Genomic DNA, 12,807 nt, shown 5'->3' on the forward strand with positions numbered 1-12,807 from the left:
ACGAGGCGACAGGGGACGGCCCGGGCCACGGAGGGGGCGGCCCGGTCCCGCCCACGGGGCACCCCGCCGCTCGGCCGGCCCGTCCGCCGGCCGAGCCGCGCCACCCCGCGGCCGCCGTCCCCCTGCCGTCGTCCCCACGCCGCCGGTTCGTCGCCGCCGGTCACGCACCCCGCCCCGCGCTCCGCTCCGCCGTGCGCCCGGCGTGATCCACTGCTGCAACTCGGGTCACACGCCGCACAACCGGTGGCACGATGTCTCCTGCGGCGCACCGCCCTTCCGGACACCCCGTGCGCCCGACCCCTCGTCAGGCGGAGGCGCGATGCGGTGGCTCACCGGCTGGAGCGGAGAGCCCCACGGCGCGGGCGGCCCCTCCCCGAACGGCGTCCGCCCGCTGGCCGGCACCGTGCTGTGGACCGGCCCCAACCCGCTCTGGGCGGTCGGCGACTGGCGGCCCGACGAGATCCGGCTCGTCAGCCTGCGCCCCGGCGCCGACCCCGTCGTCACCTCCGGCCCGCCCCGCCCCGGCCACCCCGAACCCGAGGACACCCCCGCGACCACCCGGCTCGCCGTCCTCGGGCGGTGCGGCGCCACCGACGCCGAACTCGCCGCCGGCCTCGCCGCCGCCCGCGGCGGCGCCGTCCGCCACCTCACCCGCTGGCCCGGCAGCTACACCGCCGTCCTGCGCAGCGGCACCCGCTCCACCGTGCTGCTCACCGACCTCGCCGGTGCCCAGCCCGTCTTCCACACCCCCTGGCGCGGCGGCACCGCCTACGCCACCGCCGCCCTCCCGCTCGCCGACCTGATCGGCGCCCCGGTCGACACCGGCCACCTCGCCGCCCTGCTCGCCTGCCCCGAGTCCCCCGAGGCGCTCGGCAACGGCACCCCGTACGCCGGAGTGCTGCGGGTGCCGCCCGGCCACTCCCTCGGCATCCGCGGCGGACGCCCCTACCTCGCCGGGTACGAGCCGGAGCCCGGACCCGGCCGCCGCGAGGACGCCCCCGCCGTCCGCGAACTCACCCGCGCCCTGCTGGAGGCCGTCCGCTGCCGGGTCCGCACCACCGCCGGCACCCCCGACCCGCTGGGCGACCCGGAGCGGCCCCGGCTCGGCGTCGACCTCTCGTACGGCACCGCCTCGGCGACCGTCGCCCTGCTCGCCGCCGCCGTCCCGCTCGCCCCGGGCCCCGGCCGCGCGCCCGCCCGCACCCCCGCCGCCCCCGCGCGCACCGGCGCCGTCAAGGGGTCCTGGGCCCGCCGGACCAGCACCGAACCCGCCGAGGAGAACGGCGAGGCCCTCACCGCCGTCACCCACGGCGACGAGGACCGGCTCGCCCTCGCCGTCGACGCCCCCCGGCTGCGCCACGTCGTCGTCCCGCCCGGCCTGCCCTACACCGGCCTCGGCGACGACCCGCTCGCCGGCCCACTCACCGACGAACCCGGCCCCGCCCTCACCGCCGCCGCCCGGCTCGCCGCCCGCTTCCGGGCCGGCGGCACCGACCACCTCACCGGCTACGGCGCCCGCCAGGTCCTGGACGGCCACCCCGCCCGGCTCGCCGACCTCGTCCGCGCCGGCCGCGCCCGCGAACTCCTCGCCCCCGTCGCCGCGTTGGCCGGCGCGGACCGGGCCACCGCAGGCGCCCTCACCGGCACCGTCCGCACCCCGGTCACCGTGCTGCGCGCCGCCCACCGGCTCGCCCGCGCCGACTACGCCGACGCGCTCGACGACCTCGCCGTCCGCCTGACCGTCCGCCACTTCGCCGAACCGGCCGGCACCGCCGGCGCCAGCTCCGCCGCCGACCTCGCCTGGAACGTCCCCGGCCCCGCCGCCCGCTGGCTCTCCGACGAGGCGCTCACCACCGTCGCCCAGCGGCTGCGGATCGCCGCCCGCGGCCCCGTCCCGGTCGAACACCCCGGTGCCCGCCGGGCCCGGCTAGCCCTCCACCGGCACGCCACCGCCTACCGCACCCTCGTCCAGGCCGCAGAACAGCGCGGCCAGCGCCTGCACGCCCCGTTCCTCGACAACCAGGTCGTCCGCGCCGCCCGCCTGCTGCCCGACGACACCCGGCTGCAGCCCGGCGCCCGGCCCGCCCTGCTGCGCTCGATCCTCACCGGCGCCGGACGGACCGACCTGCCCGCCGACTGGGGCCGCACCCCGCGCCCCGACCGTGCCGACGAGGCCAGGGCCGGACTGCGCCTCGCCGCGGACGGCCTCGCCGAACTCTTCCACCGCCCGTTGCTCGCCGACGCCGGGCTGATCGACCTGTCCGCCGTCCGGCGGACCCTCGCCTCGGCCGCCGAACCCGGCCGCGAGTTGCCGCCCGGCACCCTGGCGGGCCTCGCCGACCTGGTCGCCACCGAACTCTGGCTGCGCCGGGTCGCCGCCCGCCGGCACGGCTCCTGCTGGACGGGCCTGCCGCCGGTCGAACGGAAGGCCCTGGCCGGACGGCCGGCCTGAGAGGTCGTCCGGAGGGTCCGCCCGAGGGTCGGCCGATCCGGTGAGGGGGTGCGGCCCGAGGGTGCGGGCACACCGGCGCGGGTGAGGGCTCGCACGGCCTGCCGGGGCCGCCCCGGCGCGTCCGTTCCGTCCGGAGGGCGGCCGACCCGGCATCATGACCGGGTGGCTGCCGCGATGGTCCCCCTGCCCGTGCTCGACGAGCCGCCCCCGGCGGCCCGGCCCGGCATCCTCGCCGCCTGCGACGGCTCCGACGGCTCGCTGTGGGCGCTGGACCGGGCGATGACCGAGGCCGAGCTGTTCGGCCTGCCGCTGTACGTCCTGGCGGTGGTCAACCCCTCGCCGGCCGGTTACCCGCCGGGCATGGTGGAACTCGTCCAGCCGTCCATCGAACTACTGGCCGGCAGCATGGCGGACGGGCTGCGCCGTGCGGTGGACACCGTCCAGACGGCCCGGCCCCGGCCGTACGGCGGGGAACTCTCGCTGCACGTGGTGCTCGGCAGCGTCATCGAGGTGGTGCTCGCCGCCACCGCCGGCCAGCACACACTGGTCATCGGCACCCGCGGCAACGGGGGCTTCAGCCGGCTGCTGCTCGGGTCGGTGAGCACCGCCGCGGTCCACCACGCGAACTGCCCGGTGCTGGTGGTGCCCGCCCCGCCCGCGGGCTGAGCCTGCGCGCCGCCCCGACGGCCCGTCAGCCGGCGGCCGGCAGTCGGCGGGCCGGCAGCCGGCAGCCCGTCAGTCGGTGGGCCGTCAGTCGGTGGGCCGGTCCGTCAGCCGGGCGGCCGCGGCGCGCTGCCGGGCCGTGCTGCCGGTGAGGAACCGCGCGACGACCTCCAGCTCCTCGGTGCTGAACTCGTCGCAGAGCTCGCCGACCTCGCGCCCCCAGTCCTCGAACAGCTCGGCCAGCCGCCCGATCGCCTCCGGCCGGTGCTCCACCAGGACGCGGCGCCGGTCGGTCGGATGCTGCACCCTGCGGACGAAGCCCTTGCGCTCCAGCCGGTCCACCAGGCCGGTCACCGAAGCCGGCGCCAGCCCGGACCGCTCGGCGAGCTCCTTCGCGGTGAGCGGGCCGCTGCGCTGGAGCAGGTCCAGGGTCTTCGACTCGGTGGCGCCCAGACCGGCCTTCTCGGCGATCGCGGAGTGGAACATCACCGTCACCGCACTCGACTCGCGGCCGGCTTCGTAGATCCGCGCCAGCACCACGTCGCGGTGGTGGTCGGCGCCGGGAGCGGGGTGTGCCGCGGTGGCGGGGCGCTGCTGCTCGGGCATGGAACCAGCCTAGCGGAGTCCTTCGACGGGGCGAATATTTAGTTAGGCCGAACGAAAGGCTTGTGGTGCGGTCGCGGCCTGTGTAATTCTTTCGTTCGAGAGAACGAAAGAATTACCGCGCAGACCACCCACGCCCCGGCCCTGCGCCCGAACTCCTGGAGGCAGGAGAGATGACCGCACTCGCGCCCACGGCCGACAGTCCCCCCGCCGTGCCGCACCCCCGCCGCTGGGCCGCCGCGGCCGTGATGATGACCGCCGCCCTGATGGACCTGCTGGACGTGACCATCGTGAACGTCGCGATCCCGTCCGTCGGCCGGGACCTGCACGCCTCCGAGGCCGAACTGCAGTGGCTGGTCTCCGCGTACCTGCTGGGCTTCGCCGCCACCCTGGTGGTGGCCGGCCACCTCGGCGACCGGTACGGGCGGAAGACGCTCTTCCTGGCCGGTACCGCCGCGTTCGGACTGGCCAGCCTCGCCTGCGGCCTCGCCCAGGGCCCGGGCCAGCTGATCGCAGCCCGCGCCGTGCAGGGCGTGGCCGCCGCCGTCCTGACCCCGCAGGTGATCGGCTCGTTCCGGACGCTCTTCCACGGCAAGGAGCGCGGCGCCGCCTTCGGCATGTACGGCGCTGTCGCCGGCTTCGCCTCCGGGATCGGCCTGCTGCTCGGCGGCGTGCTGACCGACGCCGACCTGTTCGGCCTCGGCTGGCGGACGGTCTTCCTGGTGAACGTGCCGATCGCCGCGGTCTGCCTGGCGGCGGGGGCGGTGCTGGTCCCCGCCGACCGGGAGCGTTCGACCGCCCGGCCCGACCTGGTGGGCAGTCTGGTCCTGGCGGCCGGCCTGGTCGCCGTGGTGCTGCCGCTTGTCCAGGGCCGCAGCAACGGCTGGCCGCTCTGGGGCTGGTTCTGCCTGGCCGCCGGCGTCGCCGCGGTGGCGGGATTGGCACTGGCCCAGTCCCGTCGGGGCGGCGGCACGGTGCCGCTGCTGCCCGCACGGGCGTTCCGGTTGAAGGCGTTCTCGGTGGGCCTGCTGGTGCAGCTGCTGTTCTCGGTCGCCATGCAGGGCTTCTTCCTGGTCTTCGCGATCTGGCTGCAGGGCGGCCAGGGCTACACGCCGCTGCAGGCCGGCCTGGTCACCGCCGCCTTCTCGGTCGGCGGCTTCCTCACCGCGCCGGTCGCCGACGGCCTCGCCGTCCGGTACGGGCGGCTGGTGCTGCTGGCCGGAGCCGTCCTGATGGCCGCCGGCTGCGCCTGGACCGGGCACGCGGTGTCCGGTGCGGCCGCCGCGCACACCGGCGCCTGGCCGCTCGTCCCCGGCCTGCTGGTGGCCGGCGCGGGCCTCGGCTTCCTGGTGGTGCCCCTGGTCAACGTGGTGCTGTCGGCGGTGCCCGCGGACACCGCCGGCGGCGCGTCCGGCATCTTCTCCACCGCCCAGCAGTTCGGCGGGGCACTCGGCGTCGCCACCCTCGCCACGCTGTTCTTCCAGCACACCGCCGACGGCCCCGGCCCGGCGATGACGACGGTGCTGCCCTGGGTGGTGGGGGTGTTCGCGGCCACCGGCCTGCTCTGCCTCGCCCTGCCGCGCACCGCCCCGGCCTCGCACGACGGCTGACCCGGGGCGGCCCGCCGACCCGCGCGACGCCGGACGGGAATGCGGGACGGGAATGCGGGACGGGAGTGCGGGACGGGAATGCCGAACGAACGGTTGACCGTTCAACCTGGTGGGTGGGCCCCGCACGCCCGCCCACCGCCCCGCCCCCGAACAGGAGCCGTACCCCCATGAAGGTCGAGATCTACTCCGACATCGCCTGTCCCTGGTGCTACATCGGGAAGCGCCGCTTCGAGCAGGCGCTGGACCGCTTCCCGGGCAAGGACGGCGTCGAGGTGGTCTACCGGCCCTACCAGCTGGTTCCCGAGGCCCCTGAGCAGGCCAGCCCGCACCGCGCCTGGCTCGCCGAGCGGTACGGCCCGCAGTCCGTCGCCATGGACGCCCGGGTCACCGAGCTCGGTGCCGCCGAGGGCATCGCCTACGACTTCGACGCCGCCCTGCACGCCAACACCTTCCTCGGCCACCGCCTGCTCCACCTCGCCGAGACCGAGTACGGCGCCGCCGTCCAGGCCGACGTCAAGGAGCGGCTGCTCAAGGCGCACTTCAGCGACGGCGTCGACGTCGGCGACCGGACGGCCCTCACCGCGATCGCCGTCGCCGCCGGCATGGACGGCGAACGGGTCACCGGCTACCTCGCGGGCGAGGAGGGCGCCGACGAGGTCCGCGACCAGCTCGACCGGGCCCGCTCGCTCGGCATCACCGCCGTGCCGACCTTCGTCTTCGAGGGCCGCTGGGCCGTGCAGGGCGGCCAGGAGGCGGACACCTTCCTGCGCGTCCTGCAGCAGGTCGCCGAGGAGACCGGCGCGCTCGTCCCCGCACCCGGCACGGGGCCCGACGACTCCGCTGCCTGCGCGGACGGCAGCTGCGCCGTCTGACGACGGCACCGCCCCGGCACCCCTACGGCACCTCCGCGACCCATCCGCAGCGCCCCGGCCCTCCCTCGGCGGACGGCCGGGCGCCCGCGTCCGGCGGGCCCTCAGCCGGCGGCCGTCAGCAGGTGAGCCGGGCGTCCGCCCAGTCGGCGACGTCCAGCAGCGCCCAGCCGCCGTCCGCCCGCTCCGCGACCAGCCGGATCGAGCGCTGACCCGCCAGCGGCGCGTGGACCCGCACCGGACGGTCGCCCGCCCGCACCGGGCCGGAGCGCCACAGCACCGAACCGTCCTCGCCCAGCACGGCGAACACCACGCTGCCGCGCCCGACCGCCAGGTCGTCCGACCCCACCACCGCGTCGAACGCGGTGCAGCTGCGGTTCAGGTCCACCGCCACCCGGGACGGCACGTGCACGCTCAGCGCGTGCCGGTACCACTGCCCGGCCATCCACAGCCCCGGCCGCCGCGCCAGCGAGCCGCCGCCGCGCCGGATCGCCGGTCGGCCCTCGTCCTCCGCGTCCCGGCGCCCGGAGCCGGCGAACGGCAGGTCGTCCAACCAGAACGCGGTGGGCGGCGGCGAGGGCGTCGCGGTAGGGGTCGGCGTCGGAGCGGGTGTCGGATCCGGGGACGGCGGCTCGGGAGCCGGGGTCGACGGCTCCGGGGTCCGGACCGGGGACGGCGGCTCCTCCGTCGCCGAACCCGCCGGCGACGGAACGACCGGCGCGGCGAGCGGCGAACGCCGCGGCGGAGCCGGCGGCACCACCGGCGACGGGCTCCCGGACGGCACCGGCAACGGCGACTCCACCACCGGGGGATGCGCCGACGACACCACGGCCGCCCGCGGCGCGGCCTCCGGCGGCACGTCCGCCGGACCGCTCAACGCCCAGGCCGCCACCGCCGCCGCGGCCAGGGCCACACTCGCGGCGATCCCGGCCTTGGCCGCGACCCCCAGCCCCTCACCGGCGGCCGCTCCGATCGCACCGCCCGAACCACCCGCCGAGGCACCGCCCGCCGCGGCCGCCCCGGACACGGCCGTCCCACCGGACGTCGCCGCACCGGCGGCACCGACCGCCCCGGCCACCGCGGCACCGCCGAGCACCGCCCCGGCCGCCTTCGCGAACGCCCCGGTGCCGACCCACAGCAGCACGCCCCCGGGCAGCACCGCCCGCAGGCTGTGGTTGATGTCCATGAGCTCCACGCAGGCCGCCGTGCAGCGGGCGCACCCCTGCACGTGCCGGCCGACCTCCGCCGAGGCCCGCTTGCGCAGCGACCCGCGCGCGTACGCCCCGAGCCGGTTGGCGTACGCCGCGCAGCCCTGCTCCTGGCTGCCCGACACGTGCGCCTGCAGGAAGGCCGCGGCCAGCCGGTCCCGCGCCCGGTGCGCCTGCACCGCGGTCGCGTTCGCCGTCTTGCCGAGCATCACCGCGACCGCCTTCGGAGACTCCCGCTCGACCTCGGTGTGCCACAGCACCACCCGGTCGTCCTCCGGCAGCCCGGCGTACGCCCGCATCACCATCCGCTGGTCGGCCAGCGCCATCGCCCAGGCGTCCGCACCCGGGTCCGCCAGGTCGTACTCGATCGCCGCGCCCGCCGTACCCTGCGCGAACGACCCGAAGTCGTCGACCAGTTGCTCGCGCCGCTCGGTCCGCGCCCAGGCCGCCGCCACGTTGCGCACCGCCGTCAGCAGGTAGGCGCGCACCGCGAACTCCGGCCCGCGCCCCGCCTTCAGCGCCTGCAGCGTACGGGCGAACACCTCGCCCGCCAGGTCCTCCGCGGTGAAGCTGTCCCGGCAGCACGTCCGCGCATAGCGGCGCACCGCCTCCGCGTGCCGCCGGTAGACCTCCTCGTACGCGGAGTCGTCCCCGGCCCGCACCCGCGCCGTCAACTCTGCGTCCGACGGCGGACGTTCACCGTCCACCGGATCGGCCGGCGCCGGCACCACGGCCCGCGCCGGCGGCTCCTCGCCGATGAAGGCCTCCGGCGTCACACCGCCCAGACCGGCCGCGGCCTGGCCCGGCACCCGGCCGGCCAGCGACTCCCGCAGCGGCGCACCCGCCTGGTCCGGCACCTGGCCGGCCGGGCCCGCACCGGACCCCGGCTCACCGGGCTCCTCGGCGCTCACCGCCGCACCCCGGCAGCCGCATCCGCCGCCGCACCGGCCGCCGGACACGCGGCCACGGCGGCCGCGCGGCCGCAGCGAGCTGCAGGAACACCGCGCAACGGGACAATGGCTCCAAGCACGGGCAAAGGATTGCATAGCACAGCGCCGGCCGGAAGCCGGACCTGCCGCGACCACTCGTACGGGCACCGCGGGCGACACCCCGGCCGACCCAACTCCCTTGCTCAGCGCGACTGCAGACCCTGCAACAGGATCTGCAGCAGCCGCTGCGCCGGAGCGTCACCGGGTTGACCCTCCGTCGGGTCCACTCCGTCCGGGAGCGCCGTGAGGGCGTGCACCGGGACGGCCGCCGTCAGCACCAGCACCACGTCCGAGACCGTCACCCCGGGACGCAGCTCGCCCGCCGCGGCCGCCCGCGCCACCAGCGCCGCCACCAACTGCAGCAGCAGCCGCGGATCGGCGTCCGCCGCACCCGGCCCGGCACCGCCCGACGGCTCCGCCTCAGCTTCCGGCCCGCGCGGCTCCGGCACCCGACCGAGCTCCGCCGCGTACCGGAACGCCTCCGGCGGCAACAGCCGACCCGCACCCGACGCGACCGCCCGGCCCAGGAAACCCGCCAGCGACTCCCACGCCGCGCCGCCGCCGTACAGCGACTCGCGGGCCTGCGCCGTCAGCCAGGCGACCTCCTCCGCGGCGATCCGGCGGACCAGGACCTCCTTGCTGGGGAAGCGCCGGTACACCGTGCCGACGCCGACGCCGGCCCGGCGGGCCACCTCCTCCATCGGCGCGTCGTAGCCCAGCTCGCCGAACACCTGCCGGGCCGCCCGCAGCACGCTCTCCAGATTGCGCCGCGCATCCACCCGCAGCCGACCCGGCCGACCCGTCCCCGGGCCGGCCACCACCAGCTCAGAGCCGACCGGCCCGCGCTGCTCCGGTACCGAGCCGTGGCCCGCCCCGATCCGTCCGTGCACCGGCGACACCACGCCGCCGGCCGGACGCTCCTGATCCGTCACTTCAACCCTCCCCCGCGGACACCGACGGCGCCCGCCCGAACCTTCCGCACCCCCCGGTGCGGCCCCAAGCCGTCCGCCACTCAACAGGTGCGGACTAACCCTTCCCCAGTTCCCCGCCGGCCAGTCGGCCGCCGGGTCGATCGACCCCGACCTTGACGGGACACAATCCGACCATAGTTCAGGCGAGTTCGTGGCAGAAGCGGACCTCCCACCACCGGTCGCCCCCGGACCGGCAACCACCGTCCGGCCACCGGCCGTCCCGACACCCGCCCCGGGCGGCAACCTCCGCCACATCCGACCCACTCGATCACGTTCGCCCTGTGGACAAACGCACCCCGCGCATTGCCTCATTGGAGGGCGTCCCGGCGGGACGTGAATCAGGTCACACGGCCCACGGACGGCAGGGGGTGCCCCATCAGGATTCTCATCGTCGGCGGCGGATGCGCCGGCATGGCCGCGGCCCTCGTACTCCAACAGGCGCTCGCCCCCCGACTGCGCACCGGGGACGCCGAGATCACCGTGGTCGAGCCCCAGCCCTACCTCACCTACCACCCGCTGCTCGCCGAGGTCGCCGCCGGCAGCATCGACCCCCGCCACGTCGTCGTGCCCCTGCGCAAGGTCCTCCCGCACTGCCGCGTGCTCACCGCCCGGATCACCCGGATCGACCACGCAGGCCGGACCGCCCAGGTTGACACCGCCCCCCGCGGGGCCGCCGCCGAACCCGCGGAACTCGCCTACGACCACCTGATCCTGACCCCGGGCTCGGTCTCCCGGACCGACCCCGTCCCCGGCCTCGCCGACCACGGACTCGGCTTCGGCAGCGTCGGCGAGGCGGTCGCCCTCCGCAACCACGTCCTCGAACAGCTCGACCTCGCCTCCTCCACCCGCGACCCGGAACTCCGCCAGGCCGCCCTGACCTTCCTCTTCGTCGGCGCCGGCTACGCGGGCGTCGGCGCCCTCGCCGAACTGGAGGACATGGCCCGCTACGCCGTCCGCGGCTACCACAACCTCACCGCCGACGACCTGCGCTGGGTGCTCGTCGAGGCCACCGACCGGATCCTCCCCCAGGAGAGCGCGGACCTCGCCGCCCACACCCTCGCCGAACTACGCGAACGCAGCATCGACGTGCACCTCGGCACCACCCTGGAGTCCGCCGCCGACCGGGTCATGTCTCTCTCCGACGGCAGCCGGTTCGCCGCCCGCACCCTCGTGTGGACGGCCGGTGTGAGGCCCGCTCCGCTGCTCCGCGACACCGACCTCCCGCTCGACCCCACCGGGCGGGTCCGCTGCCTGCCCACCCTCCAGGTCCGCGGACCCGGCGGCACCCCGCTCGCCGGCGCCTGGGCCGCCGGCGACTGCGCGGCGGTTCCCGACCCGGCGGCCGACGGTGCGTTGTGCGCCCCCAACGCCCAGCACGCGCTGGCGCAGGCCCGGCTCCTGGCCCAGAACCTGCTGGCCGACCTCGACCACGGCGCCCTGGCCGCCTACCGGCCCGAGCGCATCCACTGCTCCACCTCGCTCGGCCTGGGCCGCGCCGTCGCCCACACCCGACGGGGCCGCCTCACCGGCCGCCGGGCCTGGTGGCTGCACCGGGCCCGCCACCTGCGGCGACTGCCCAGCCTCGACCGCCGGGTCCGGGTCTTCACCGACTGGCTGCTCGGCGGGCTCTTCAGCCGCGAGGTCGTCTCGCTCGGCACCGTGGAGCACCCGCGCGCGGAGTTCGAGTCGGGCTTCCTGGAGCGCCCCTAGCGCCCCCGCGTACGCCGGTCTGTAGCGAATGCGCCGGACCGGCGATACGACTTCCGAAACGACACCTCCGCCTGACAGGATCTGCCCAGCCGATCATCACGGCCCGTGCTGCCCCGAGCACATCATGTGATGACCCTTCAGAAACCGCCCAACCCCCACACCCGAGGAAGCGGCAGACGTTGAACCTCATGCGCTGGAGCGCCCGGCTCACCGGAGCCCCGAGGCGCACCGTTCCGTCCGCCCCGTCCTCGACGGCCACCGAATCCCTGCCCCTGCCCGGCCCCCGCGACCCGGAGACCGCGGCCGCCGCCCTCGACCACCGCGAGATCCACGAGCTCTACGAGCTGCGCGGCGTCCTCGACCGGCTGCCCGCCCCCGTCGCCGTCACCTACGGCCCGCTCCACCAGCTCGGGTACGCGAACAACGCCTACCGAGAGCTCTTCGGCGAACGGACCGCCGGCCTGCCCGCCGCCGACGGCCTTCCCGAACTCGCCGCCCTCGGCGTCCTCCCCCTCATGGACCAGGCCCTGCGCGGCGGCCGACCCCGCAGCGTCAAGGCGCGCTGCATCCTCGGCCCGGCCGGCAGCCGCTACTACAACGTCTCCTGCGTCCCGCTCGCCCCCGCCGACCCGCAGCTCGGCACGCTCGACCCCCGGCCCGGTCCGCGCCCGCCCGCCGGACTGCTCATCTACGCCGCCGAGGTCACCGACCAGGTCCAGGCCGCCACCCGGGTCCGCGAGGCCGAGCGGCGCCAGCGCGAGGCCGCCGTCACCCTGCAGCGCAGCCTCCTCCCGCAGAAGCTCGAACAGCCCGCCGACCTCCGGGTCGCCGCGACCTACCAGCCCGGCGGCGCCGACGCCGCGGTCGGCGGCGACTGGTACGACGTCATCCGCCTCGGCGCCGGCCGCACCGCCCTGGTCATCGGCGACGTGATGGGCCGCGGCCTGCGGGCCGCCGCCGTCATGGGCCAGCTCCGCACCGCCGTCCGCGCCTACGCCCGGCTCGACCTCCCGCCGCACGAGGTGATGGGCCTGCTCGACGGCCTCGCCATGGAGATCGACGCCAACCAGATCGCCACCTGCACCTACGCGGTCTGGGACCCGGCCCCCGGCACCCTGGAGTACGCCTCCGCCGGCCACCTGCCGCTGCTGCTGCGCTGCCCGGACGGCAGCGTCCTGCAGGGCGAGGAGCAGAACGGCCCCCCGCTCGGCACCGGCAGCGGCAGCCACGTCTCGCACACCCTCAAGCTGCTGCCCGGCACCACCGGCGTCCTCTACACCGACGGCCTGGTCGAACGCCGCGACGAAGACATCGACCACGGGCTCGACCTGCTCGCCCGCACCCTCGCCGGCGCCGCGGGCGGCCCGGAGGTCGTCTGCGCCCGTCTGCTGCGGGCGATGGGCGTCACCGCGGAGCACGACGACGACGTGGCCGTGCTGGCCTTCCAGCTGCCACTTGAACCCGACGGATCCGACGTGTAATGTTCTCCGAGTTGCCTGACAGGGAGCACCGGACGAGCGATCCGCACGGACGGTCCCGAGGCAGCCAATCCCTTGAAACACCACTTCCCGGCTCGGGCTGGGTCGCGTCTTGTCGCGTCCCGGTGCGAATTCGGCGTGCGCGTTTTAGGGATTGTGTTCGGGCCGGCGCCGGATTCGCTTTTCGGAGCGGGGATCGGCTAAGGTTTGAAACGTCGGACGGGCCGTCAGGCCGGTTCCGACAAGGCAGTGAA

8 protein-coding genes and 1 pseudogene are annotated in these 12,807 nt (G+C 76.5%); 6 read left to right on the plus strand and 3 right to left on the minus strand.

Annotation, left to right across the window (positions count from 1 at the left end; all coding sequences use genetic code 11):
* The first annotated feature begins 319 nt into the window (after positions 1–319).
* Together AB0O09_RS27780 and AB0O09_RS27785 are read left to right on the plus strand one after the other, a co-directional pair.
* On the plus strand, positions 320–2,452 hold the full coding sequence (locus AB0O09_RS27780; protein WP_363545870.1) for an asparagine synthase-related protein: 2,133 nt from the start codon (positions 320–322) through the stop codon (positions 2,450–2,452).
* Positions 2,453–2,614: 162 nt separating this feature from the next.
* Entirely contained in the window at positions 2,615–3,118 is a 504-nt protein-coding gene (locus tag AB0O09_RS27785) for a universal stress protein (RefSeq protein WP_363545873.1), read from the plus strand.
* Between the two features lie 84 nt (positions 3,119–3,202).
* Here the strand turns inward: AB0O09_RS27785 and AB0O09_RS27790 are convergent, their stop codons facing one another.
* On the minus strand, positions 3,203–3,721 hold the full coding sequence (locus AB0O09_RS27790) for a MarR family transcriptional regulator (RefSeq protein ID WP_363545876.1): 519 nt from the start codon (positions 3,719–3,721) through the stop codon (positions 3,203–3,205).
* Between the two features lie 170 nt (positions 3,722–3,891).
* Between AB0O09_RS27790 and AB0O09_RS27795 the strand changes: the two genes are divergently transcribed.
* A complete protein-coding gene (locus AB0O09_RS27795) occupies positions 3,892–5,328 on the plus strand; it encodes an MFS transporter (RefSeq protein WP_363545878.1) in 1,437 nt (478 codons plus the stop codon).
* 167 nt (positions 5,329–5,495) lie between these two features.
* Positions 5,496–6,200, plus strand: coding sequence for a DsbA family oxidoreductase (locus AB0O09_RS27800; protein WP_363545881.1), 705 nt, complete (start codon positions 5,496–5,498; stop codon positions 6,198–6,200).
* A gap of 115 nt (positions 6,201–6,315) precedes the next feature.
* On the opposite strand, the gene AB0O09_RS27805 is transcribed toward AB0O09_RS27800, so the two are convergent.
* The gene (locus AB0O09_RS27805; protein WP_363545884.1) at positions 6,316–8,316 is read right to left on the minus strand and encodes a sigma-70 family RNA polymerase sigma factor; all 2,001 of its coding nucleotides are present in this window, start codon (positions 8,314–8,316) and stop codon (positions 6,316–6,318) included.
* 221 nt (positions 8,317–8,537) lie between these two features.
* Complete coding sequence (locus AB0O09_RS27810) at positions 8,538–9,218, minus strand: helix-turn-helix domain-containing protein (protein WP_363545890.1); 681 nt, start codon at positions 9,216–9,218, stop codon at positions 8,538–8,540.
* Positions 9,219–9,752: 534 nt separating this feature from the next.
* On the opposite strand from AB0O09_RS27810, the gene AB0O09_RS27815 reads away from it, so the two are divergent.
* Together AB0O09_RS27815 and AB0O09_RS27820 are read left to right on the plus strand one after the other, a co-directional pair.
* On the plus strand, positions 9,753–11,075 hold the full coding sequence (locus AB0O09_RS27815; RefSeq protein ID WP_363545893.1) for an FAD-dependent oxidoreductase: 1,323 nt from the start codon (positions 9,753–9,755) through the stop codon (positions 11,073–11,075).
* Between the two features lie 179 nt (positions 11,076–11,254).
* Positions 11,255–12,514: pseudogene (locus tag AB0O09_RS27820) on the plus strand (SpoIIE family protein phosphatase); the annotation flags it as partial.
* Between the last annotated feature and the right edge of the window lie 293 nt (positions 12,515–12,807).

Origin of the sequence: Kitasatospora sp. NPDC093679 (assembly GCF_040683455.1) — a bacterium.
Lineage (GTDB): Bacteria > Actinomycetota > Actinomycetes > Streptomycetales > Streptomycetaceae > Kitasatospora > Kitasatospora arboriphila.

What these genes read in the sequence shown, in the direction of transcription:
- AB0O09_RS27790 (WP_363545876.1), bottom strand. Translation starts at nt 3,721, where the DNA reads ATGCCCGAGCAGCAGCGCCCCGCCACCGCGGCACACCCCGCTCCCGGC.
- AB0O09_RS27800 (WP_363545881.1), top strand. Translation starts at nt 5,496, where the DNA reads ATGAAGGTCGAGATCTACTCCGACATCGCCTGTCCCTGGTGCTACATC.
- AB0O09_RS27780 (WP_363545870.1), top strand. Translation starts at nt 320, where the DNA reads ATGCGGTGGCTCACCGGCTGGAGCGGAGAGCCCCACGGCGCGGGCGGC.
- AB0O09_RS27795 (WP_363545878.1), top strand. Translation starts at nt 3,892, where the DNA reads ATGACCGCACTCGCGCCCACGGCCGACAGTCCCCCCGCCGTGCCGCAC.